The 23,888-nt window shown below is 75.1% G+C and carries 20 protein-coding genes; 5 read left to right on the top strand and 15 right to left on the bottom strand.

The window, feature by feature from the left end; translation table 11 throughout:
• Positions 1–4 precede the first annotated feature (4 nt).
• Complete coding sequence (locus tag ACQPX6_RS07730) at positions 5–439, bottom strand: ester cyclase (protein ID WP_433786650.1); 435 nt, start codon at positions 437–439, stop codon at positions 5–7.
• Positions 440–575: 136 nt separating this feature from the next.
• Positions 576–1,178 carry a nucleoside/nucleotide kinase family protein gene (locus ACQPX6_RS07725; protein WP_433786649.1) on the bottom strand — a complete coding sequence of 201 codons (603 nt, stop codon included), beginning with the start codon at positions 1,176–1,178 and terminating at the stop codon, positions 576–578.
• Here ACQPX6_RS07725 and ACQPX6_RS07720 point away from each other — a divergent pair.
• The 3 genes from ACQPX6_RS07720 to ACQPX6_RS07710 all read left to right on the top strand — a co-directional run bounded on the left by ACQPX6_RS07720 (position 1,165) and on the right by ACQPX6_RS07710 (position 4,739).
• On the top strand, positions 1,165–2,466 hold the full coding sequence (locus ACQPX6_RS07720; RefSeq protein WP_433786648.1) for an FAD-binding domain-containing protein: 1,302 nt from the start codon (positions 1,165–1,167) through the stop codon (positions 2,464–2,466). The two genes, ACQPX6_RS07725 and ACQPX6_RS07720, sit on opposite strands and share 14 nt — an antisense overlap.
• Before the next feature lie 88 nt (positions 2,467–2,554).
• A complete protein-coding gene (locus ACQPX6_RS07715) occupies positions 2,555–3,325 on the top strand; it encodes a DUF5710 domain-containing protein (protein ID WP_433786646.1) in 771 nt (256 codons plus the stop codon).
• Positions 3,326–3,488: 163 nt separating this feature from the next.
• Complete coding sequence (locus tag ACQPX6_RS07710; RefSeq protein ID WP_433786645.1) at positions 3,489–4,739, top strand: hypothetical protein; 1,251 nt, start codon at positions 3,489–3,491, stop codon at positions 4,737–4,739.
• A gap of 169 nt (positions 4,740–4,908) precedes the next feature.
• On the opposite strand, the gene ACQPX6_RS07705 is transcribed toward ACQPX6_RS07710, so the two are convergent.
• The 5 genes from ACQPX6_RS07705 to ACQPX6_RS07685 form a co-directional block, all read right to left on the bottom strand.
• Positions 4,909–6,786 (bottom strand): hypothetical protein, encoded by a 1,878-nt coding sequence (locus ACQPX6_RS07705; RefSeq protein WP_433786642.1) that lies wholly within the window; start codon positions 6,784–6,786, stop codon positions 4,909–4,911.
• A gap of 45 nt (positions 6,787–6,831) precedes the next feature.
• Entirely contained in the window at positions 6,832–7,368 is a 537-nt protein-coding gene (locus ACQPX6_RS07700) for a hypothetical protein (RefSeq protein WP_433786641.1), read from the bottom strand.
• A 73-nt stretch (positions 7,369–7,441) separates the two neighbouring features.
• Positions 7,442–7,945 carry a DUF6912 family protein gene (locus ACQPX6_RS07695; RefSeq protein ID WP_433786639.1) on the bottom strand — a complete coding sequence of 168 codons (504 nt, stop codon included), beginning with the start codon at positions 7,943–7,945 and terminating at the stop codon, positions 7,442–7,444.
• Positions 7,942–8,898, bottom strand: coding sequence for a patatin-like phospholipase family protein (locus ACQPX6_RS07690; protein ID WP_433786638.1), 957 nt, complete (start codon positions 8,896–8,898; stop codon positions 7,942–7,944). Before ACQPX6_RS07690 ends, ACQPX6_RS07695 begins: the two co-directional genes overlap by 4 nt.
• Before the next feature lie 31 nt (positions 8,899–8,929).
• Positions 8,930–10,357, bottom strand: coding sequence for a WS/DGAT/MGAT family O-acyltransferase (locus tag ACQPX6_RS07685; RefSeq protein WP_433786636.1), 1,428 nt, complete (start codon positions 10,355–10,357; stop codon positions 8,930–8,932).
• Positions 10,358–10,423: 66 nt separating this feature from the next.
• Here ACQPX6_RS07685 and ACQPX6_RS07680 point away from each other — a divergent pair, with 66 nt between their 5' ends.
• Complete coding sequence (locus tag ACQPX6_RS07680; RefSeq protein ID WP_433786635.1) at positions 10,424–11,212, top strand: TrmH family RNA methyltransferase; 789 nt, start codon at positions 10,424–10,426, stop codon at positions 11,210–11,212.
• 140 nt (positions 11,213–11,352) lie between these two features.
• Positions 11,353–11,889 (top strand): Rv3235 family protein, encoded by a 537-nt coding sequence (locus tag ACQPX6_RS07675; protein ID WP_433786634.1) that lies wholly within the window; start codon positions 11,353–11,355, stop codon positions 11,887–11,889.
• Between the two features lie 10 nt (positions 11,890–11,899).
• Here the strand turns inward: ACQPX6_RS07675 and secA are convergent, their stop codons facing one another.
• The 8 genes from secA to ahcY form a co-directional block, all read right to left on the bottom strand.
• Complete coding sequence (secA, locus tag ACQPX6_RS07670; RefSeq protein ID WP_433786633.1) at positions 11,900–15,109, bottom strand: preprotein translocase subunit SecA; 3,210 nt, start codon at positions 15,107–15,109, stop codon at positions 11,900–11,902.
• Positions 15,110–15,325: 216 nt separating this feature from the next.
• Positions 15,326–16,054 (bottom strand): ribosome hibernation-promoting factor, HPF/YfiA family, encoded by a 729-nt coding sequence (hpf, locus tag ACQPX6_RS07665; protein WP_433786631.1) that lies wholly within the window; start codon positions 16,052–16,054, stop codon positions 15,326–15,328.
• A 212-nt stretch (positions 16,055–16,266) separates the two neighbouring features.
• Entirely contained in the window at positions 16,267–17,010 is a 744-nt protein-coding gene (locus ACQPX6_RS07660) for a ComF family protein (RefSeq protein WP_433786629.1), read from the bottom strand.
• Between the two features lie 111 nt (positions 17,011–17,121).
• Positions 17,122–18,975 (bottom strand): LpqB family beta-propeller domain-containing protein, encoded by a 1,854-nt coding sequence (locus tag ACQPX6_RS07655; RefSeq protein WP_433786627.1) that lies wholly within the window; start codon positions 18,973–18,975, stop codon positions 17,122–17,124.
• Complete coding sequence (gene mtrB / locus ACQPX6_RS07650) at positions 18,972–20,792, bottom strand: MtrAB system histidine kinase MtrB (RefSeq protein ID WP_433786626.1); 1,821 nt, start codon at positions 20,790–20,792, stop codon at positions 18,972–18,974. The genes ACQPX6_RS07655 and mtrB overlap by 4 nt, the downstream gene beginning before the upstream one ends.
• Positions 20,793–20,805: 13 nt before the next feature.
• The gene (gene mtrA, locus ACQPX6_RS07645) at positions 20,806–21,483 is read right to left on the bottom strand and encodes an MtrAB system response regulator MtrA (RefSeq protein WP_433786625.1); all 678 of its coding nucleotides are present in this window, start codon (positions 21,481–21,483) and stop codon (positions 20,806–20,808) included.
• Complete coding sequence (locus tag ACQPX6_RS07640; RefSeq protein WP_433786623.1) at positions 21,480–22,196, bottom strand: dTMP kinase; 717 nt, start codon at positions 22,194–22,196, stop codon at positions 21,480–21,482. The genes mtrA and ACQPX6_RS07640 overlap by 4 nt, the downstream gene beginning before the upstream one ends.
• A gap of 182 nt (positions 22,197–22,378) precedes the next feature.
• The gene (ahcY, locus tag ACQPX6_RS07635; protein WP_433786622.1) at positions 22,379–23,863 is read right to left on the bottom strand and encodes an adenosylhomocysteinase; all 1,485 of its coding nucleotides are present in this window, start codon (positions 23,861–23,863) and stop codon (positions 22,379–22,381) included.
• Between the last annotated feature and the right edge of the window lie 25 nt (positions 23,864–23,888).

The raw sequence follows: 23,888 nt of genomic DNA, 5'->3' as shown, positions 1-23,888 counted from the left end.
GCCGTCACGCGGGCGCGGGCACCGCGCCGAGCTGGACCAGCATGCCGTGGATGTCCTGGTGGTGGCGGTTGGCCACGAGCTTCCCGTCGCGCCACGTCTGCCACATCGTGGACCACATGGTGAACGAGCGGCCGGTGGCCGGGAGCGTGCCCGCGCCGGCGGACAGCGGGCCGGACTGCGTGCCGCGCCAGACGACCTCGAGGACGGCCGTGTCGCCGTCGGTGACCACCCGCTGGATCTCGCCGGTGACGTCCGGGACGCCGGTGCGCCAGTCCTGCAGGGCGCCGAGGATGCTGTCGGGGCCGTGCAGCGACCGGCCGGTGGCCGTCTCCTCGTAGACCGAATCGGGGGTCATCGTGGCGCGCAGGGCCTCCCAGTCCGCGCGGTTGAAGGCCTCGAGCCCGTCCCGGGCCTGCTGCTCGAGCGTCGTGTCGGTCATCTCCCCGCCTCCCTTTCTGTGCCGTGGGTCACCCAGGATGCGAGCCCCGGCGCGGAACGAGGAACCACCGAACGTCGCCATCTCACGGTTTCCGCTCCGCCGAGCGGGTGATGCCGACCGATGACGTGACGCACCGTCAGCTCCTCTCCCGGTGCACGACATCAGCACGGTGCGCCGTCGCCGCGATCATCCGCGCGTTGACGGCGTCGCTGCCGTCGGCGCGGGCCACGGCCTCGGCGTGGCTGCGGCCGTGGCGCTCGTGGCGCGCGACGAGCCGGGCGCGGCGGACGTCGTCGTCCGGCTCGAGGAACCACGCCTCGTCGAGCAGCGCCCGGATCCCGTCCCACGGCGGCTCGGCGAGCAGCAGGTAGTTGCCCTCGGTGACGAGCACCAGCGCCGTCGGCGGCACCTCGAGGGCGCCCGCGATCGGCTCCTCGATCTCGCGGCGGAACTCCGGCGCCCACACCGTGGCCTCCCGCGACCGGGCCCGCGCGAGGAAGGCGACGTAGCCGGCGGCGTCGAAGGTGTCCGGGGCGCCCTTGCGGTCGCGGCGCCCGAGGCGGTCGAGCACCGAGTTCGCGAGGTGCCAGCCGTCCATCCCCACCACGGCGACCTCGGGGCCGGCCAGCGACGCGGCCACCGTCGACTTGCCCGCGCCCGGCCCGCCGGCGACGCCGAGGACCCGGCGCCGGCCGTCGGCGCGGGCGGCCGCCAGGAGATGCGCGATGTCGGCGGTCATGACGCGCATGATCGCCCACCGGCGGGTACGCAGGAGGGTGCAGCTCCCCGTCCCCGCGCCCGGTCCGGCCGCCGCGGTCGCCTTCGTGCGTGAGCACCTCGCCGACCTCACCTGCGACACCGCGGCGGCGTCCGAGGCGATCCGGGGCGGGCAGACCGCTGCCGATGCGGCGCTCGCGTCCCTCGACGTCACCGGCTACGCGGGACGGCGCAACGAGGTGTGGCCGCCCGAGCGGCGCGGGGCGTCGAAGATGTCGCCGTACATCCGCTACAACCTCGTCGACCTGCCCACGCTGTGGGACCACGTCGCCGACGCCCCGTCCGACGACCGCCGCAAGTACCGCGACGAGCTGGCCTGGCAGGAGTTCACGCGCCACCTCTACGCGCGGTTCGGCCGCGACGGCGAGCCGGCGCTGCGCGAGGTGCTGCGCGCCGAGCCCCCGCGCCCGCCCGTGGTCTGGGACGAGCCGTGGCCGCGGGACATGGAGTGCATGGACACCACCGTCGGCGAGCTGCACACCGACGGCTGGCTGGTGAACCAGACGCGCATGTGGCTGGCGAGCCAGTGGACGGTGCGCGCGGGCGCGCGCTGGCGCGACGGCGAGGAGGAGTTCTTCACCCACCTCCTCGACGGCTCCCGTGCCGCGAACCGCCTCAACTGGCAGTGGACGACCGGCGCGGGCAACGGCAAGGCCTACGGGTTCTCGCGGTGGCAGGTCGAGAAGCGTGCCCCGGGCCTGTGCCGGCGCTGCGTGCTCCACGACGCGTGCCCGGTGCAGGGGTGGCCCGACGAGCAGCGCACGACGCGCGTGGCGGCCTCGGACCTGCTGCGCGCCGACCCCGACCCGTCGGTGACGGGCGGCCCGGAGGCGACCACCGTGGCGTCCGGCGACGGCGACGTCGAGGCGGTGTGGTTGACCGCGGAGTCGCTGGGCGACGCCGACCCCGCGCTCGCGGCGCACCCCGACGTGCCCGCGGTGTTCTGCTTCGACGAGCCGCTGCTGCGCCGGCTGATGCTGTCGGGCAAGCGGCTGGTGTTCCTCACCGAGACCCTGGCCGACCTCGCGACCCGGCGCCCCGTGGAGATCCGTCGCGGCCGGGTGCCCGACGAGCTGGCCGGGCGGCGCCTGGCCGTGACGTTCGCGCCGGTGCCGGGCTACCGGCGCCGCGCCGCCGCGCTCGAGCCCGCCGTGGTGCACCCGTGGCGCTGGCTCTTCCGCCCGCGCGCCGGGCGGATGCAGTCGTACACCGCGTGGCGCAAGGGGATGCCGGCGAATCCGGACGGCTGAGGCCCTCTCCCGGAGCGCCCCCCGTGTCGGTCGGGCGTGCGACGCTGCCCCGGGCGGGGCGTCCGGGAGGTCCCGCGAGGGGGTCGTGATGGCGCGGGAGCAGCAGCCGTGGCTGGACGTGCCGTTCGGGGAGAAGGACGAGGCCAAGGCCGCCGGCGCGCGGTGGGACTGGCGGGCGAAGCGCTGGTACGCCCCGCAGCCAGGGATGCCGGAGCTCGCCAGGTGGTTGCCGGGGCCGAGCACACCGGCGGAGGGGATACGGGCCGACGGGACGGAGGTCGAGCCCGCACCGGAGCCGGTCGCGGACGACTCCGGTCCGCCGCCGGTACCGGAGGAGGTCCGGCTCGCCGAGGCGCTGCGGGGCCTGACCGAGCCGAACGTGCTGGCCCGCCTCACCCGGCGGCGCCCGCCGTGGCGCGTCCTGCACTCGGTCCCGGTGGGCACCGGGCGGGGCGACATCGACCACGTCCTGCTCGGGCCGCCGGGCGTGGTCACCGTCAACACCGAGCACCACCCCGGGTGGGCGGTGCGCTTCGACGGCGATCAGCTCACCGTCGACCGGCGCCCGACCGACCACGTGCCGCGCGCCCGCGCCGAGGCCGAGCGCGCCGGCCGGCTCCTCGCCGCGGCCCGGGGCATCGGCGACGACGAGGCGCCTCCGGTCACCGCGGCGCTGGCGGTCATCGCCGCGTCCGTGGCGCCGGCGCCCGGCGGGCAGCACCCGCGCGGCGTCCTGGTCGCGACGCCCGCGAGCCTGCCGCGGCTGATCACCGCCCTGCCCGCCGTCCTCGACGACGCCGAGATCGACGAGCTGTACGCCGTGGCCCGGCGGCTCGGGACCTGGGTGCGGGACCTCTGAGCGCCGGGCCTCACGGCTCGTCGGGCCGGAGCGCTCTCCCCGCGTCCCGGGCGCCGGAGTCTCCCCGTCGAGCCCGCGCCCGTCGGGCCCCTGACACACTGCGCATACTAACGGCAACAGTGGGTCACGGGTGCGCCCGAGGACCGCGAAGGGGGAATCGTCGGTGCCAGACGAGGAGACCTCGAGCGACGGGCCGGCCGACGGTGGCGAGGTGGTCGCGTACGCCGAGGACGGTCGTGTCCTGCTGGCAGGCGATCCGTCCGCTGTCGACAAGTACATCCTCGAGCTGAAGCCCGAGAGGGAACTCGACCTGACGTCATACGCTTCCCTCGCCGCCGGTGTCGGCACCCTGGTGCGGGCGGACCCCGGCGGGGTGGCCAAGCGCTATGTCGAGCTCAGCGCTCAGCGGTGGAAGGGCCTCACCACCGATGCCGCGCCGGACCGCTTCACGACCGAGTTCCGGGAGATCACGAAGAGCCTCAAGACAGGCAAGATCGTCGCCAACCGGGCCGTCGACCCCAGGAAGGCCGCACTCGCGACACAGCCCGAGGTCCTCGTCGCCATGGCTGCGCTGCAGATGGCAATCCAGTCGGTGGCCGACGCCGTCGAGGACGTCGCGAAGAACGTCGACGACCTCAAGCGCATCGCGGAGACCACCGAGATCGGCAACCTTGCCGGCCTCTACCGAGTGCTCGCCAACGCCCGGGCACAGGTGGACAAGACCGGGACGATCTCGCGGACCACCTGGGAGTCGATCGCTACCCACGAGGTGACCGCCCAGCAGTCCGCCGACCGGCTCCGCGCCTACCTCCGCCGGGTCATCGACGACCTCCCCCTCGAGGACGACACCGGTGATCGGCTCGACGCTGCCCGCCGCCTCGCGAAGGAAGGCACTCTTCGTCGTTGCCTCAAGCTGCTGGTCCTCGCCGAGCAGTGCCGGCTGCTGTGGCGCTCGCTCAAGCTCGATGAGGTCCGTGCCGTCGAACCGGAGTCTCTCTACCCCGAGGCCGAGGCAGCGAAGGCCATGCTCGCGGAGAATGCGCACGCCGATCGTGAGCTCATCGGGTCGCTGCGCGAGGCGATCGGTCAGCTGACCCGTGTCACGGCTCTCGACGGGGTACGGCTCGTCGCCCGCTCCAGACTCCCCGCCGCCGGGGTCGATCTGCGCGCACAGGTCGACGAGTTCGCGGCCGCCCGAGCTCAGCAGCTCGACTCCTGGGCGCCGGGGAGCACTCCGGGTATCCGCGACGCGGCCCGCGAGGCGCAGATCGTGGCCGCGAAGGCCGCGGTGAAGGGCCGGCGAGCCGTCGGCGGCTGGGTCGCCGGACTCGGGAGCCGCATCCAAGGGGCACCCGATCCAGACGCCGAGGCCGGACCCTCGGCCACAGCCTCCTTGGATCAACCGAGACCCTGATGCTGAGGACGTCCGCCACCACGGCGCCGTCAGAGCCAGCTGCGGCGACGGGCCCGCCGATCGCACCCCATCGAGGCGCGCTGCGTACGCGCCTTGCAATCCCGACCGGACTGCAGTTCGTCGCTCGCGGAGCACGAGTGTCCTCGACGCCGCCGGGCGCGCGTCATCGTCAGAACGGCGGGTCGGGGTCCTGGTCGGTGGGTGTGGGTGGTGGTCGGGGCGGGGGTGCCGGGGGTCGGTCCCAGAGGGGGCCGTCGTCGGCGTAGCGGTCGGGTTCGGTGCTGGAGGGGACCGCCGGTGGTTGGGGGGCGGGCAGGGCGTCGGTGATGGCTTGGGGTGGGCGGGGGTAGGTGTGCCCGGTGGGGCTGGTCCAGGTGAACCAGCCCGGTCGGGGTTGGTGCAGGGTCCAGCCCTGGTCCTTGAGGTCGTGGTCGTGCCCGCACGCGGGCCCGAGGTTCCCGGGCACGGTGAGGCCGTGCTCGACCACGGGGCGGGTGTGGTCGATCTCGGCGGCCAGCGCGGGGACCCCGCAGGGCGGGAACACGCACGAGCGGTCGCGGATGGTGATCCAGCGGCGCAACGCCACCGACGGGAACCGCGCCAACGCCTCCCGCGAGCCGTGGTCGTCGGCGTCGTCGTTGGTGCGAGCGGTGCGGGCGGTGCGCCAGAGCTGGTGTTGGTGGTGCAGGTCGGTGAGCAGCCGTGTCCAGGCGGGGTGATCGGTGGGGCGGAGCTGGTCGAGCTGGGCTGCGGTGACGTGGAGCTCGATCACCGGGCGCGGCGCCCCCGGGATCGCCGGCTCGAGTGGGTTCGCGGTGGTGTGGGTGGGGCGGTGGCGGGTGAGCAGGGCGGCGACCAGGGCGCCGCTGTGGTCGGTGACCGCGACCCGCCACTCCGCGTCGCTGTAGGCGGCGGCGAGCTCGCGGGCGAGCCCGGCGGTGATGACACCCCAGCCGGGCAGCCGGGCGGGGCGGTCGTCGAGCTCGAGCAGCGTGCCCAGCCCGACCCGCAGCTCGAACCGCGACTGCCGCGTCGACCGCCGCCCCACCCCCGCCGCCGGGTCATCCGTCGGCGCCGGGTCGTCCGCCGCCGCCGGGTCCTCGGCTGGCGCCGGATCATCGGCCGAGCCCGGGTCGTCGGCCGGGGCCGGGTCGTCGAGCGTGGGCTCGTCGGGTGGGGTCGGGTCGTCGGGTGGTGCCTGGGCGGGGTCGGGGGTGCGGCGGGGTTGGGGGTCGTCGGGGTGGGCGGCGGCGAGGACCGCAGCCACGATCTCGGCGTCGGTGGCGCCGGCGCTGCGGGGGTGCAGCAGCGCGCAGATCACGTCGGCGCGGATGGTGTCGATCAACCCCGGATGCCCCGCCGCCTGCACCCGCGCCGCCAACGCGTTGACCCGCCGCACCGAACGCACCCCGGCAGCCAGCGGCAGGTCCAGCGCCGAGAGGTTCACCGTGCCCGCCTCCGTGCACCGCGCCCGCACCCGCCGCTGCCGCCGCGCCTGCCGGTACAGCTTCTCCGCCCACCCCGGGTCCAGGGCCTTAGCCAGCGCCTGCACCCGGTCGATCAACCGCGACGGGGTCAGCCCCGCCGCCTCGTCCACCAACCGGTCGATCACCTGCCCGGCGTGCTCGGACGACAGCGCGCTGGTCCAGCGCACCAGGATCGCCACCCGCGCCTCGTCGATCCCCCCGGCCCGCCACCGCTCCCCCAACCGCGGATACCGGGCCGCGCCGTCCGCGACATCCAACAACCGGGCCACCGCGGTACGCGACGCCGCCAGCACCGCCCGCAGCTCATCCCCCGCCGCCGGCACATCACGATCCGCGCGCCCACCCGGCGCGCCCGGATCCGCCAGCGCCGCCTCCCGCGCACACGCGTGGAACACGGCCTGCTGGTGGGCGAGCTGGCGGCGCTGCGCGGCCACCAGGCGCACCGTGTCGAACGGCGACACCCGCGCCGGATCCAGCCCCTCCAGCACGGCGGCCAGCGCGGCGCCGGCGGGGAGCTCCTCCACCCCCGCCGGCACCACCTGCCAACCATCCTCGAACACGTGTTCGAGTCTAGCGAGCACCCCCGACAACCACGGGCCGTTCGCTCAGACCTGCTGCACCCACGACACCACCAACACCGCCGATGCCAGCGCCACCAGCACCGCGACCGGCACGGCCCACCCCCGCCGGCGGACCCCCAGGAGGTGCTCGGTGCTGCGGGCGTGCAGCGTGACGAGCCCCCACCAGAGCAGGCCGAGGACCGCCACCACGAGCACCCACACCCCGGCGTGCACCGCCCACGCCCCGGCCAGGCTCGGTCCGCCCCAGGAGTCGCGGTGGGGCCCCGCGTCGACCAACCCGTAGAACGGCCCCCGCGCCGTCGCGATCACCGCCATGGCTGCGAGCCACCAGAAGAAGGCCCCGAGCAGAAGGCCGAGCACCGCGTGCACCGCGACCCGCGCGACGCCCACCCGACCACCGGACGCCGTCGACCCCGCGCCCAGCGCGTGCCGGCGCGCCACGAGGACCGCCTGCGTCGGCTCGCCGCCCACCAGCCGGCCCAGCTCGCCCAGCGACGCCGGCAGCAGCCCGAGGCCGGCCCCGACGTGGCGGCCCACCGCGCGCCACCGCCCGTCCGCCATGACGAGGACGGTAGGACGCGTGCCCGCCCGGCGAATCCCTCGACAGGCCCGGATCCGGTCTCCCCCGCAGGGGCTACATCAGCTCCAGCACGAACGGGAGCTCCTGCACGCCGTACCAGGCGAGCTCGTGGCCCTCGGCCTCCCCGAGGGCGAACTCGGCGTCGGGATCCCCCAGGTCGGCGGCGTCCACGGCCGCCACGGCCGCGCGCACCGCGTCGCCCGCCTCGGCGAGGTCCAGGTGGACGGCGGCCAGCCGCGCCATCGGGATCGGGCCGGCCACCCGCACCACGGCGTCGTCGAGGTCGGGGCGCAGGGTCACGTCCTCGACGTCCGCACTGACCACGGCCCGGCGCATCGGGGTCTCGGGATCCTCGGCGAGCTCGATCGACAGCAGGCGCAGCGAGGCCCGCGCCGCCTCGGTCATGGCGGCGTACTCGAGCTCCTCGTCGTCGCCCGCTGCGTACGACTCCCGCAGCCGCGGGGTCAGCGCGAACGCCGTGCCCGAGAGGGGCTGCAGCTGCTCGCTGTCGAGCAGCCGGCGCAGACCGGCCACGGTGGACGGGACGTAGATCCTCAACGCTCTCCTGTCTCGAGCTCGGCCCACCGCGCCGCCGTCGTCCGCAGGGCGACCTGCGCGACCTCGGCCTGCTTGCGGGGGTCCATGACGTTCCAGCCGGTGACGGCCCGGTCCTCGACGCCCGGGGCGTGCGCGGTGACCGCGATGCCGGCGTCGCGCAGCCGCCGCACCTCCAGGCTCGAGCGCCCGCCGATCAGCCCGCGCAGCCAGCCGTCGGTGGCGCCGACGGGGTCCGCCCACGGCCGCGGCGTCGTGCCCGACCGGGCCAGCGGCACGAGCACGAGGGCCTCGTCGACGCGGGGCAGGTCGGTGTCGAGCAGGAGGTCCGCCGACGTCGCCGAACAGACGCCGCCGTCGACGTAGCGCCGCCCGCCGATGCGCACCGGCGAGAACCAGGCCGGCACCGCGCACGACGCCGTCGCCGCCTCGGCCATCGACGCCGCCGGGGCGCCGGGACGGCCGAACGGCACGCGGGCGCCACTGTCGTAGTCCATGGCGACGATGCGCACCTGGGGGTGCTCGGGCCACGTCTCGCGGGCCCACTTCGTGGCCCAGCGGTGCAGGCCGGTGGTGTCGCCGCGGCCGGTGGGCAGCAGCGCCGCGCCGAACGCCAGCGGCGGGTAGCGCCGGGGGTGGCGCGCGATCCGGCGGAGCAGGCGCAGCGAGCCCGGGCCGACGCGAGGCACCGGGGGCAGCCCGCGCCGGGCCGTCGAGGCGGGCGCGCCGGCGGGCCGCGGCTTCGGCGGGGGCGGGTCCAGGAGGCTCTCGAGCATCTCCGACACCGGCACCCCGCTGGCCAGCGCCGCGGCGACCACCGAGCCCGCGGACGTCCCCACGAGCACCTCGGCGTCGCGCGCGTCGCGCCCCGTCGCCTGCTCCCAGGTCGACAGCGCGGCGACCATCCACGCGTAGCCCAGCGAGCCACCCGTCCCGAGCACCAGCCCGAAGTTCATGGTCGAGCTCCGCTCCGCTGCGTCTCCCGGTTCACCGCCACGACCCCTTCGGCACCGTCGCCACCAGCTCGGCCAGCGCCTCGGTGACGAGCTCGCCCAGCTCGTCGACGTCGGACATCGAGTCACGGTCGGCGTTGAACCCGTAGAACACACCGCCGTCGTACGACGTCAGCCCCACCGCCAGGGACTGCCCCTTCGCCAGCGGCACCACCGGGTACATCTCGAGCAGCTTCGCCCCCGCCGCGTACAGCGCGTGCTGCGGGCCCGGGACGTTCGACACGACGAGGTTGAACAGCCGGCGCGCGAACCCGTTGGCGGCCCGCGCCCCCAGCGCGTGCAGCGTCGGCGGCGCGAACCCGCCCACCCGCACCAGCGCGTTCGCCCCCACCGACTGCCCCGACTCCTTGTGCTCGCGCATCGCGTGCGCCACGTGGTGCATGCGCAGCACGGGGTTCGGCTCGCCGACGGGCAGGTCGACGAGGAACGAGGCGATCTGGTTGCCCAGCAGCCCCGCGCCCGCGATCGAGCCCGTGGTCTCGGCGTCGCCGCGCACCGACAGCGGCACCATCGCGCGCATCGTCGTGGTGGGCGAGACCGTCGCCCCGCGGCTGAGCAGCCAGTTGCGCAGCGCGCCGGACACCACGGCGAGCACGACGTCGTTGATCGTCCCGCCGTGCGCCCGGCGCACGGCCCGGTAGTCCTCGAGGTCGGTGCGGGCCGTCGCGAACCGGCGCTGGGTGGAGATCGGCACGTTGAGCGGGCTCACCGGCGCCGGCCGCACGGCCGCGCGCACCGCGGAGAACAGCCCGCCGGCCACGTCCGCGACCTTGGTGACGGTGTCGGCGGCGTCGCGCACCGCGTCGCGGGCGGCCTCGACGGCGTTGCCCGGGCGGGCGACCGCCTCGCCCATCGCGTCGTAGACCAGCCGCCACGACGTGGGCTCGCGCCGCGCGACCCAGGTGTCGTCCGGGGTGCGGCGCCCCGACGAGGTGTCGTCGAGCACCACCTGGCCGATGTCGATCGACGCGACGCCGTCGACCATCGCCTGGTGGGTCTTGGTCACGAGCGCCACCCGGCCCCCGGCCAGACCGTCGACCAGGTACATCTCCCACAGCGGCCGCGTGTGGTCCAGCGAGCGCGACATGAGGCGCGCGACGAGGTCGTTGAGCGATCGGTCGGTGCCCGGCGAGGGCAGCGCGGAGCGGCGCACGTGGTAGGTGACGTCGAAGTCGACGTCGTCGATCCACACCGGCCGCGCCATGCGCCCGGGCACCTCGCGGATCTTCTGGCGGTACCGCGGGACCAGGCCGATGCGGCTGGAGATGAGGTCGACGAGGCCGTCGTAGTCGAAGCCGGAGCGCGGCTTGCGGAAGATCGACACGCTCCCCACGTGCATCGGCGTCGTCGGTTGGTCCATGTAGAGGAAGGACGCATCCAGCGCCGACAGGCGGTCCGGCATGGGCGCGATCGTCGCACAGGGCCGGGCGGGCGGCCGGGGGTCGGCACCTCTGCCAGGCTGGAGGTGATGACGCCCTCACCCACCTCGTCGGACCCCGACCGGCCCGTCTCGCCGAAGGACGCCTTCGTCACGGTGTACGGGCGCAAGCCGGTGCTCGAGGCGCTGGGCGACCCGAGCCTGGTGGTCGACAAGGTGGTGCTGGCCGAGGGCGTCGACCGCGGCGCCGTGCGCACCTTCACCGAGGCCGCCCGGGCCCGCGGGCTCGAGCTGCAGCGGGCCTCGGCCCAGCGGGTCAAGGTGCTCGCCGGCAACGGGCGCCAGGACCAGGGCGTGCTCGCCGACGTCGTCGCCCCGCGCATGCGCCCGCTGGAGCACTTCCTCGCCGACCTGCCCGAGACGGCCGACGCGCGGGTGCTCGTGCTCGACGGGCTGACCAACCCCGCCAACGTCGGCATGATCCTGCGCTCGGCCACCGGGGCGGGGCTCGAGGGCGTGCTCCTGCCGCGCCGCGGCGCGCCGTCCATCGACCCGCTCGTGGTCAAGGCCTCCGCGGGCGTGGCGTTCCAGGCCCCGGTCCTGCGGTCGCGCACCGCCGCCGACGGCCTCGCCGCCCTCGCCGAGGCCGGGTTCGTGCTCTACGGGCTGGACGGGGCGGGCGACGCGTCGCTGTTCACCGCCGAGCTGCCCGGGCGCGTGGCCCTGGTGGTCGGCGGCGAGACCGACGGGCTCACCGACGACGTGCGCGCCGAGCTGCACGGCTCGCTGAGCATCCCTCTGGCCGCGGGCGTGGAGTCGCTCAACGCCGCCTGCGCGGCCACCGTCGCCTGCTTCGAGCTCGCCCGCCGCCGCGGCTGAGCCGGCCTCGCGGAACGCACCCCACCGGCGGCCGGGCGCGCCTACCGTGGCGCGCGTCGCCACGAGCCCGGTCCTCCCCCGGGCGCCGCCACCGACGGAGCGCCCGCGCGCGCCCCGTCCCGCAGCCCGGGAGGACCCCTGTGGTCGTCGTGCCGCCCGCCCCGTCGCTCGCCCCCGCCCGCGTCCGGCGCGTCGGCGACGTGCCCGTGCCGCGGGTCCGCCCGCTGGCCGACGTGCTCCCCCGGCATCCACGGCCCACGCCGCCACCGAGCGCCGACGCCCGCACCCGCCAGGCCCAGGACGAGCTCGACCGCGTGGCCGCCGCCCTGCGCCCGGTGGCGGCGCGCCTGCTCACCGCGGTGGCCGACGTGCTCGCCGGGCGCCGCCCGCCCGCGCACCTCGACGGGCTGCTCGCCCCCGCCGCGCTCGCGACGCTGGTCCGCGCGGCACCGCGGCCGGGCGCGCGACGGCCCGACGCGGCGTCCGCGCGCGGCGCCGCCCCCGGCGCGGGGCTGCGCGGGCTGCGGGTGTGCGCGGTCGACCGGCGCGCGGTGGAGGTCGCGGCCGTGGTGCACGGCCGCGACCGGGTGCGCGCCCTCGCCGCCCGCCTCGAGCGCGACGGCGACGGACCCGCCGACCCCGGGCGCTGGCGCCTCGTGGCGCTGTGCCCGGGGTGAGCGTCGGTGATCAGCCCGGCGTCCGGGGCGGCGCCCCGTGGCACTGCTTGTACTTGCGCCCCGACCCGCACGGGCAGGGCGAGTTGCGCGAGGGCGCCTCCGAGCGGCGGGCCTGGTTCGGGTTGGCGCGCGCCGCCCGCGTCACGGGCTGGTCGCCCGCGGCCGCGTGCCGGGAGGCGTGGCCGTCCTCGTCGGGACCCGTGTAGTCGAGCTGCTGCGGGCGCTGGCCGCCCAGCCCGGCGCCCCGGAAGGCGTTGGGCATGGCCTCCTGCCCGAGCTGCGAGAGCGCAGGCCCCGCGGCCGTGGGCGGCCCGCTGTCGGGCGCGGCGTGGGCACCCGCCCGCTGGCCGTTGCCCTGCCCGTTGCCCTGACCGTTGCCCCGGCGACCCTGGTCACCCGGACGCTGCGTGCCCCCACCGGGCCCGCGGCCCGGACGGCTCCGGCCCCCGCGCGCGGCGGAAGCGGCCGGGGCCTGGGGTGTGGCGGGTGCGGCCGGGGCCGCCGGCCCGGTCGGCGGCACGGTCGGGGTGCCGGGCGCGCGCTGCGGCACCGGGATCGCGCCGGTGGGCGCGGCGGCGATCCGCGGGTCGATCGGCAGCGGCGCGGCGCCCGCGGTGGTGCGGGTCTGGCCGGTGCGCGGGTCGGGCGTGTCCGGCGTGATGGCCGCCTGGACGCTGGTGTCCGTGGTCGGGTTGGCCCCCGGCACGGCGTCGACCGGCGCCTGCTCCTCGACGTGGATCGTCAGGTTGAACAGGAACGCGACGGACTCCTCGCGGATGCCCTCCATCATGGAGGTGAACATCTCGAAGCCCTCGCGCTTGTACTCGATCTTGGGATCGCGCTGGGCCATCGCACGCAGCCCGATGCCCTGCTTGAGGTAGTCCATCTCGTAGAGGTGCTCGCGCCACTTGCGGTCGAGCACCGACAGGACCACCTGGCGCTCCAGCTCGCGCATGCCGCCCTCGGGGGCGATGCGGTCGATCTCGTCCTCGCGGCGCGCGTAGGCGTCGAGCGCGTCGTTGGTGAGGACCTCGACGAGGAGGTCGCGGTCGATGTCGTCGTGCTCCTCGAGCAGGTCCTGCCACGAGGTGCCGACGGGGTAGAGCTGGCCCAGCCCGGTCCAGAGCTTCTCGAGGTCCCAGTCCTCGCTGTAGCCCTCGGAGGTGGCGCCGTCGACATAGGCCGTGACCACGTCGACGATCATGTTCTGGACCTGGTCGGAGAGGTTCTCGCCCTCGAGGACCCGGCGGCGCTCGGCGTAGACCACCGTGCGCTGCTGGTTCATCACCTCGTCGTACTCGAGGATGTCCTTGCGGGCCTCGAAGTTCTGCTGCTCGACCTGGGTCTGGGCGCTGCGGATCGCCCGCGAGACCATCTTGGCCTCGATCGGCATGTCCTCGGGCAGGTTGAAGCGGGTCATGATCGCCTCGACCATGGCGCCGTTGAACCGCCGCATCAGCTCGTCGCCCAGCGACAGGTAGAAGCGCGACTCGCCCGGGTCGCCCTGACGGCCGGAGCGGCCGCGCAGCTGGTTGTCGATGCGCCGCGACTCGTGGCGCTCGGTGCCCAGGACGTAGAGACCGCCGGACTCCTTGACGTCCTCGGCCTCTCGCTCGACCTCGTCCTTGACCTCGGCGAGCGTGTCGTCCCACGCCGCCTCGTACTCCTCGCGGGAGTCGACGGGATCGAGGCCCTTGGCGCGCAGGCGCTGGTCGGCGATGAAGTCGGGGTTGCCGCCGAGCACGATGTCGGTGCCGCGACCGGCCATGTTGGTGGCGACGGTGACCGACCCACGCCGCCCGGCCTCGGCGATGATCTGGGCTTCCTGCTCGTGGAACTTGGCGTTGAGCACCGAGTGCTCCACGCCGCGCTGGGTGAGCAGCTTGGCCAGGTACTCCGAGCGCTCGACGCTCGTGGTGCCGATCAGCACCGGCTGGCCGCGCTCGAAGTGCTCGGCGACGTCGTCGGCCACGGCCTCGAACTTCGCCGCCTCGGTCTTGTAGACCAGGTCGGGCTGGTCGAGGCGCTGCGGCGTGCGGTTGGTCGGGATGGTGACCACACCGAGCTTGTAGGTCTTCGAGAGCTCCGCCGCCTCGGTCTGGGCGGTACCGGTCATCCCGCAGAGCTTCTCGTACTGGCGGAAGTAGTTCTGCAGCGTGATCGTGGCCAGCGTCTGGTTCTCGGCCTTGATCTCGACGCCTTCCTTGGCCTCGATCGCCTGGTGCAGGCCCTCGTTGTAGCGCCGGCCCATCAGCACGCGGCCGGTGAACTCGTCGACGATGAGGACCTCGCCGTCGCGGACGATGTAGTCCTTGTCGCGGAGGAAGAGCTCCTTGACCTTGACGGCGTTGTTCAGGTAGCCGACGAGCGGGGTGTTGGCCGCCTCGTAGAGGTTCTCGATACCGAGCTGGTCCTCGATGAAGGACACGCCCTCCTCGGTGACACCGATCGTCTTCTTGCGCTCGTCGACCTCGTAGTGGACGTCCTTCGTCATCTTCGGGGCCAGGCGCGCGAACTCGGTGTACCAGCGGGCGCTCTGCTCGGCGGGCCCGGAGATGATCAGCGGCGTGCGGGCCTCGTCGATGAGGATCGAGTCGACCTCGTCGACGATCGCGAAGGCGTGGCCGCGCTGCACGCACTCGGCCTTCGACCAGGCCATGTTGTCGCGCAGGAAGTCGAAGCCGAACTCGTTGTTCGTGCCGTAGGTGATGTCGGCGCGGTACGCGGCGCGGCGCTGGTCGGACGGCATGCCCGAGTAGATGGCGCCGACCTCGAGCCCGAGGAAGCGGTGCACGCGGCCCATCCACTGCGAGTCGCGCTGCGCCAGGTAGTCGTTGACCGTGACGACGTGCACGCCCTCGCCGGCGATCGCGTTGAGGTACGCGGGCAACGTCGAGACCAGGGTCTTGCCCTCGCCGGTGCGCATCTCGGCGACGTTGCCCTCGTGCAGGGCAGCACCGCCCATGAGCTGCACCGGGTAGTGGAACTGGCCCAGCGTGCGGGACGCGGCCTCGCGGACCACGGCGAACGCCTCGGGCAGCAGGTCGTCCAGCGACTCGCCGTCGGCGTAGCGCTCGCGGAACTCCACGGTCTTGGCCTGCAGCTCGGCGTCGGTCAGCTCGGCGATCTCGTCGGCGAACGTGTCGACGTAGTCCGCGATCTTGCCGAGGCGCTTGACCGTGCGCGTCTCGCCGGCGCGCAGCAGTCGGTTCAGGACCACGCTGGTGACCTCGCTCGTGCAATCGGCGCCACGGGAACGGGCCGCCCCGGCGCGTGCCGGCACGGGCCCGACACCCATGGTAGGTGCTGCGGCGGCGGAGCCTCCGCGCGCGTGCGGGTGCACCCGACGGGGGGGCCGCCCGCACACCCGCCCGGGCCGGGGGCGGCCCGGGCGGGTGCGTGCGGCTCAGAGCGGCTCAGGGCCGCCCGGTGCGACTCAGACGAGGGCGATGACGCCGTAGTCGTAGCCGTGGCGCCGGTAGACCACGCTCGGCCGGCCGGACGCGGCGTCGGCGAACAGGAAGAAGTCGTGGCCGACGAGCTCCATCTGCGACAGGGCGTCGTCCACCGTCATGGGCACCGCGTGGTGCTCCTTGCGGCGCACGATCTGCCCCGGCCGGTGGCCGTCCTCCGCCGCTCCGTTCTCCGTGGTCCCGGTGTCGCTCCCGGTGCCGTTCCCCGCGGTCGGCGTGTCGTCGCCCGCCGGACGGGCTGACGGGACGTCGACCGGCCAGCCCCCCGGTATCTCGTGGACCGCCTCCTGGTCGTCGCGCTCGAGCAGCCCCGTCACCGCGCCCGTCGCGTCCACCTCGGTGAGCGCGCCCAGCGCGCGGGACACCGAGATCGGTACGCGCCGGCCGTGGCTCACACGGCGGCGGTCGTGGGCGCGGCGCAGACGGGCCTCGAGACGGGCCACGGCCTGGTCCAGCGCACAGTAGAAGTCCGCCGAGCAGCCCTCACCGCGCACGACCGGGCCGCGTCCGCGACCGGTGATCTCCACGCGCTGGCAGTTCTTGCTGCGGCGTGGGTTCGGCTCGTGGGAGAGCTGGACCTCCATCCGCACGATCTTGTGGTCGTAGCGCTCCAGGCGAGCGAGCTTCTCGGACGTGTGCTCGCGGAAGTGCTGCGGGACCTCGACGTTGCGTCCACAGAGAACGATCTCCACTGGCGACCTCCCGGTCGGGGGTGACGAAACGCGGTCGCGGCCCGGGGAGGAGTCGGTGTGCCCTCGGCCAGGACGGCGACCGCGTCTACTGCGACGTTCGCGCCTCCTGTCGTGCACCGAGTCAGGATGTGGTGCGTCACCGTAGTGTCGACCGGCCGCTCCGCGGAAGGTCCGATCTGCCCGATGCGCACCGCGGACGCCCGGTCGGCGGGTCACGCGACGTCGCGGCGTCCGCCCGGGTGACGTCGGGCGCCGAGAGTCGTCTCCACCCGGACGAGTGACCGTGCCGCGCGGCGGTCCGCGAGCGTGAGCACCACGACGACGTCCACCGGCCGGCCCGCCGCGGCCAGCCGCGCGGTGGCGGCCCGCGCCGTCGCGCCGGTGGTCAGCACGTCGTCGAGCAGCACCACCGCGCACCCCGGCGGCGGCAGCCCGCGCGGGCGCACGCGCAGGTGCCGGGCGAGGTTGTCGGCGCGCGCCGCGGCGTCGAGCCCGACCGAGTCGACGGCGCGCCGGCCCAGCGCGAGCGCGCGGGAGACGCAGGGCACCCCGTCGGCGGGGTCGGCACCGTCGGCACTGCCGGCCACCACCGCCCGGGCCAGGCGCAGCACGTGGTCACCGCCGCGGGCGCGCGCGGCGGCCGGCCGGGAGGGGGCGGGGACGATCGCGGCGGGCGGGACCGCGGCGGCGCGCAGGGCGCCCGCGACCTCCCGGGCCAGCGGCCGGGCGAGCTCGCGGCGCCCGCGCTCCTTGTAGGCGAGCACCACCGCCCGGGCGCTGCCGGCGTAGGGCGCCAGCGCGAGCACCGGCGGCAGCCCGGGCAGCTCGAGCAGCGCGGGCGCCCGCCAGCGGGCACGGCACCCCGCGCACCAGCGCTCACCGTCCCGCCCGCACCCGGCGCAGGGCGCGGGCAGCAGCAGGTCGGCGAGGGCGAGCAGGGCCCGGGACGGGTGCACCCGGTCAGCCTCGCGACCGGGCGCCCGCGCCGGCCAGCACCTCGTCCCGACCCTGGGGACGCATCCGGCCGATGGGGACGGCGTCCGGACCAACCCGGATATGCCCGAGCCCTATCCGGGGTAGGCGGGCACCGTGGCGGGGCCGAAGCCGGGCACCGCCTGCCACACGTCGCCCCCGGAGCCGCCGCTGCCGTCGCCGGCGAGCGGGAGGGTCCACGTGCCGCTCTGGTCGGCGACGACGAGGGGCCGGCCGGGACGGGCGGCGACGGCCGTGACCGGCGGGGTCAGGTTGGTGCTCGACAGCGACTCGAGGTCGAGCCCGTCCACCGACACGAGCGTCACCGGCCGGTCGGCGCGGTTGCCGACGGCGACGAGCTGGTCGGTGCGGGTCCAGCCGACGTCGAGCACCTGGTCGAGCGAGTCGGCGCGCAGCACGGCGATCGAGCCCAGCCGGACGCCGCCCGCGCCGTCGCGGGCGACCGCGGCCACCACCACCCGGCCCCCGGCGACGAGCGCGACCCGCGACCCGTCCGGCGAGATGCGCAGCGCCGACAGCGGGCCGGGCGCCCCCGGCGCGGTGCTGACCCCCACCGCGGCCAGGCCGGACGCGTCGACCGGCAGCGGCCGCACCGGGCCGCTCTGCCCCTGCCGGCCCGCGCGCACCACCGTGGTGCCGTCGACCACCGACCACACCTCGGACCCGTCGGGGGTCCAGGACGGGCGCGTGAGGGCGCGCCCCTCGATCCCGCTGGCCGCGAGCTCGGAGCCGGCCGGCCCGGTGAGCAGCCGGGCCCGCGGCGGCGCCGGCTCGCCGCTCGGCGCGCCGGCGGGCTGGTCCTCGGCCACCACCGCGACGTCGCCGCCGGGGCTCGCCGACGCGCACACGGCGCGGTAGGTGCCCCGCCCGGCCGGGCCGCCCGCCGGCTCGCCCGAGAGCAGCCGCAGGCGCCCCTGGTCGGCGACGAGCACCGGGACCTGGGACTCCGCGGGGCCGCCGACGACGGGGTCGACGGGCAGGTCGGGACGGCGCGCGATCTCGGGCGGCAACCCCGCGAGCGCCTCGGCCACGCCGACCTCGGGCGTCGCGGGGAACAGGGGCTGGCCGTCGAGCAGCAACCGCACGCGGGGCACCCCGATGCCGGCGAGCGTCAGCGACACCTGCAGGACGACCCCGCGGCGCCGGACGTCGTCGAGCGGGCCGGTGGCGGTCAGGTCCACCACCGCGGTGCCCTCCGGCGTGAGCCCCACGTCGGAGCGCAGGCCGGTGCCGGCGGGCAGCGCGCTCACCGCGGCCCCGGCGAGCGCCGCCGACGGGCCGGCGAGCAGGTACTGCAGGGTGCGCGTCGGCACGCTGCGCGACGGGCTCGTCGCAAGGTAGCGCGGGTCGGAGACGGGCTCGCCGCGCTGCGGGTCGAGGAACCACGTGCGCACCGGGCGGGTGTTCGCGCGCAGGTCCGAGCGCCGCACGATCGTGCCGGTGGGCAGGGTGGCGATGCGCCACTGGCCGTTCTGCTCGGTGAGGTCCACCTCGAACTCGATCGGTCGGGGATCGGCCTCGAAGACGCCCTCGGAGTTCAGGACGCCCAGCGCGGTGGCGCGGATGCGCACGGCGGCGCGGCCGACCCCGGCGGGCCGGTCGACGAAGACGGTGTCGACCTGGTCGGAGACGACGGTCGGGCGCGCGCCGTCGTCCCAGGTCCCGGCCGCGCCGGGCGTGAGGAACGCGCGGGCGGCCTGGTGGCGCTCGGCGGCCGCCCCGGACGCGAGGACCCAGCCGCGCACGGTCTCCAGCGGGCCCGCGTCGCGCGCCGGGCCGGGCGGGACGGTCGGCTCCGCGGCGTCGTACACGCGCCGCAGCACCGTCACCTCGGACGAGCCCGGCACCGACGCGCAGCCGGCACCGAGGGCCAGCACGAGCAGCAGGGGCAGGAGGGCGAGCGCACGCCGCCGCACCGAGCGCGTCACCGGACCACGCTCGAGCCCGGTCCCGGCGGGGGCGCGGGCGCCGGCAGCCCGTCGTCGTCGGCCGTCCCGGGCTCGGGGTCGGGCTCGGGGTCCATCGGGGGCAGCGCGGTGCCCGCGGTGGCCGCGGCGTCGTGGATCCCCGGCTCCGCGGCGGCCGGGGTGGCGGCGACCGGCAGCAGCGGCAGCGGGCTGGTGCGCAGGCGCTCGCCGTGGCGCAGCGGCAGCGTCAGCCGGAACACCGCGCCGCGGTCGACCTCGCCCCACGCCTGCAGCCAGCCGCCGTGCAGGCGGGCGTCCTCGAGGCTGATCGCGAGCCCGAGCCCGGTGCCCCCGCTGCGGCGCTGGCGCGACGGGTCGGCCCGCCAGAAGCGGTTGAACACGAGCCCCGCCTCGCCCGGCTTGAGGCCCACGCCGTGGTCGCGCACCACCACGGCCAGCGCGCCCTCGTCGGCGGCGAGGCGCACCTCGATCGGCCGCCCCTCGCCGTGGTCGATGGCGTTGGCCAGCAGGTTGCGCAGGATGCGCTCGACGCGCCGCGGGTCGATCTCGGCCAGGACCGGCTCGTCGCCGTCCTCGCCCAGGTCGAGCAGCAGCGGCGTCCCGGTGTCCTCGACGAGCGGGCGCACGGTCTCCGCGGCCCGCCGGACCAGCGCGCCCACGTCCACCTCCTCGAGGCCCAGCTCGGCCATGCCCGCGTCGAGGCGGCTGATCTCGAGCAGGTCGGCGAGCAGGCCCTCGAACCGGTCGAGCTGGTCGACGAGCAGCTGCGCCGCGCGCGACGCCGTGGTGTCGGTGGGGTCGACCTGGGCGTGCAGCACCTCGGCCGCCATCCGCACCGTGGTCAGCGGGGTGCGCAGCTCGTGGCTGACGTCGGAGGTGAAGCGCCGCTGCAGCGCGCCGAACTCCTCGAGCTGGCGGATCTGCGACTGGATGCTCGCGGCCATCTCGTTGTACGACTCGGCGAGCCGCGCGACCTCGTCGTCGCCGTGCACCGGCATGCGTTCGTCGAGGTGGCCGTCGGCGAAGCGTTCCGCGACGTCGGCGGCCTGGCGCACCGGCCGCACGACCTGGCGGGTGACCACCGACGAGATGCCGGCCAGCAGCACGAGCAGCACGCCCGCGGCCAGCACCAGCGTGCTCTGGACCAGCGCGAGCGTGCGCTGCTCGGCCGAGAGCGGGAAGAGCAGGTAGAGCTGCAGGTTGCGGCCGGCGGTGCGCACCGGCTGGCCGACCACCAGCGTGGGCACCGGCGCGGCCTGCGTGGACGAGGCGAGCGTCAGGTACTTCGTGGCCAGGAAGCCCTGCAGCACGGGCGCGCGCAGCTGCGGCGGGATGACCTCCGCCGGCCCGGCGCTGACCTCCACCGGCACCCCGCCCGGCACGGTCGGCAGCGCGCCCGGCCCGCCGCCGCCCACGGTGTCGGAGCCGGCGATGAGCACCGCGTCGAAGGCGCCCGCGTCGCTGACCGGGTCGCTGCCGCGGACCTCGCCGCCCTGTCCGCTGGTGGACAGGCGGTCGAGCACGTCGTCGAGCACGGCCTGGGCGCCGTCGCGGTCGGGGTCGACGCGGGCGAGGTCGCGCTCGAGGGCCTGGCGGGAGATGTCGGCCTGGATGAGGGCGGCCTGCTCCTTGCCCTGCACCAGGCGGTCGGCGATCTGGGTCTGCAGCACGAGGCCGAGCACGGCGACGACCACCACCGACATCGCCAGCGTCGAGAGCACCACGCGCAGCTGCATCGAGCGGCGCCACAGCACCCGGACCTGGCCGACCCGCTCGGCCAGGAAGCGCTCGAGCCGGCGACGCAGGGCGGTCAGCACGGTGTCCCACCGATCAGGGCGGGCCGGCCTTGTAGCCCACGCCGCGGACGGTCAGCACGACCTCGGGGTGCTCGGGGTCGATCTCGACCTTGGAGCGCAGGCGCTGGACGTGCACGTTGACCAGCCGGGTGTCGGCGGCGTGCCGGTAGCCCCAGACCTGCTCGAGCAGCACCTCGCGCGTGAAGACCTGGCGCGGCTTGCGGGCCAGGGCCACCAGCAGGTCGAACTCCAGCGGCGTGAGCGGGATGGTGCGCCCGCCGCGGCGCACCTGGTGGGCCGGGACGTCGATGGTGACGTCGCCGATCTGCATCTGCTCGGCCGGCTCGGTGGGGAACTGCCGCAGCCGCGCGCGGATGCGGGCCACCAGCTCCTTGGGCTTGAACGGCTTGACCACGTAGTCGTCGGCGCCCGACTCCAGCCCCAGCACCACGTCCACCGTGTCGGTCTTCGCGGTCAGCATGACCACGGGCACGCCGGACTCCGCCCGGATCGCCCGGCACACGTCGATGCCGTTCATGCCCGGGAGCATGAGGTCGAGCAGCACGAGGTCCGGCGAGCTCTCGCGCAGTGCGGGCAGCGCCCCCGTCCCGTCGCCGACGACCGTGGTCTCGAAGCCCTCGCCCTGGAGGACGATCGTCAACATCTCCGCGAGGGAGGCGTCGTCGTCCACCACGAGGATTCGCGTGCTCATGTCTCAATGGTGTCACTTCTCACCGACGATCCGGAGCCGACTTCGCGCGGGGAGGCCCTGGAGAGCCATTCCGCCACCATCGACTCCGCCGTCCGGGTGACCTCGGCGCGGTCTCCCTCGGTGCCGACGACCGCCCAGGGCGCGAGCCAGGCGCGGTCGACGAGCTGGTCGTAGACCTCCGCGCACCGGGCCTGCAGGGCCGCGTCGGCCTCGTAGCCGTCGGGAGTGCGGGTCGGGTCGGCGGCGGCGCGCTCGCGGACGCGCCGGGCGGCGAGCTCGCCCGGCACGCGGACCAGCACCTGCGCGTCGGGGGCCGGCACCCCGAGGCGCTCCAGCTCGAGCGCCTGTACCCAGGCCACGAACGGCCCGTCCACGTCCTCGCCGCGCCGAGCCGCGCCGTAGGCGGCGTTGGAGGCGACGTAGCGGTCGACGAGCACGAGGTCGTGGGTCGCGGCGGCCTGCCGCAGCTCCGCGGCCGCGCCGGCCCGGTCGAGCGCGAAGAGCACGGCCATGGCGTGCACCGAGTCGCGCAGGTCGCCGTGGGCGCCGTGCAGCGCCTCCCCCGCGAGCCCGGCGTGCACGTCGGCGTCGTAGCGCGGGAACGCCAGCACGGCGACACGCGCGCCCCGGCGTGTCGCGGCGTCGGCGAGGGCCGCGACCAGCGTCGCCTTGCCCGCGCCGTCGAGCCCCTCGACGGCCACCACCACGCCCACGAAGAGACCTTATGGCGGGCCCCCGGAACGAGCGAAGGGCCCCTTCGCTCGAGTAGATCGAGCGAAGGAGCCCTTCGGTCAGTTCCCACGCAGACGCACACGCTCACCACCGGAGCGCGGCGCAGGTCGGTCGGTAGCGCGAGGAACGAGCGCTGACGACCGGACCTGCTTGCCGCGACCGACTAGTAGCGGTAGTGCTCCGGCTTGTACGGGCCCTCGACGTCGACGCCGATGTACTCGGCCTGCTCCTTGGTGAGCTTGGTCAGCTCCGCGCCGAGCGCCTCGACGTGGACCTTCGCGACCTTCTCGTCCAGGTGCTTGGGCAGGCGGTAGACGCCGATCGGGTACTCGTCGGGCTTCGTGAAGATCTCGATCTGCGCGATGGTCTGGTTCGCGAACGAGTTCGACATGACGAAGCTCGGGTGCCCGGTGGCGTTGCCGAGGTTCAGCAGCCGGCCCTCGGACAGCAGGATGATCGAGTGGCCGTCGTCGAAGCGCCACTCGTCGACCTGCGGCTTGATGTTGATCCGCGTGGCGCCGGACTTCTCGAGCTTCTCGACCTGGATCTCGTTGTCGAAGTGCCCGATGTTGCCCAGGATCGCCTGGTGCTTCATCCGCTTCATGTGGTCGAGGGTGACGATGTCCTTGTTGCCGGTCGTCGTGATGACGATGTCGGCGGACTCGACGACGTTCTCGAGCGTGTTGACGTCGTAGCCCTCCATGAGCGCCTGGAGCGCGCAGATGGGGTCGGTCTCGGTGATGGTCACGCGGGCGCCCTGGCCCCGCAGCGACTCGGCCGAGCCCTTGCCGACGTCACCGAAGCCGCAGACGACGGCCTTCTTGCCCGAGAGCAGCACGTCGACGGCGCGGTTGATGCCGTCGATGAGCGAGTGGCGGCAGCCGTACTTGTTGTCGAACTTCGACTTGGTGACCGAGTCGTTCACGTTGATCGCCGGGAAGAGGAGCTTGTCCTCGTTGAAGAATTCGTACAGGCGGTGCACGCCCGTCGTGGTCTCCTCGGTGACGCCCTTGATGCCCGACGCGACCTTGGTCCAGTGCTGCGGGTCGTCCTCGAGGCTGCGGCGCAGCGTCGCCAGCACGACCTGGTACTCGGCGGGGTCGTCCATCTCGGTGGTGGGGACGACGCCGGCCTTCTCGAACTCGACGCCCTTGTGGACGAGCATCGTGGCGTCGCCGCCGTCGTCGAGGATCATGTTCGGGCCGCGGGTGTCGGCGTCCGCCCAGCGCATCATCTGCTCGGCGCACCACCAGTACTCCTCGAGCGTCTCGCCCTTCCAGGCGAAGCACGGGACGCCCTGGGGCTGCTCGACGGTGCCGTGGGGGCCGACGACGACCGCGGCGGCCGCGTGGTCCTGGGTCGAGAAGATGTTGCAGGAGGCCCAGCGGACCTCGGCGCCGAGCTCGACGAGGGTCTCGATGAGCACCGCGGTCTGCACCGTCATGTGCAGCGAGCCGGAGATCCGGGCGCCGTGGAGCGGCTTGGCCTCGGAGTACTCGCGGCGCAGGGTCATCAGACCCGGCATCTCGTGCTCGGCGAGACGGATCTCGCGGCGGCCGAAGTCGGCCTGGTCCAGGTCCGCGACGGCGAAGTCGATGCCGTTGCGGGTGTCGTGCTTGTCGTTGACGGTGCCTACAGCGTTCGTCATGACTCCCTCTGCTCGGTGATCAAGG

The sequence above is a fragment of the Actinomycetospora sp. CA-101289 genome (genome assembly GCF_050955895.1).
GTDB lineage: Bacteria > Actinomycetota > Actinomycetes > Mycobacteriales > Pseudonocardiaceae > Actinomycetospora.
This window is presented reverse-complemented; position numbering and strand designations above follow the sequence as displayed.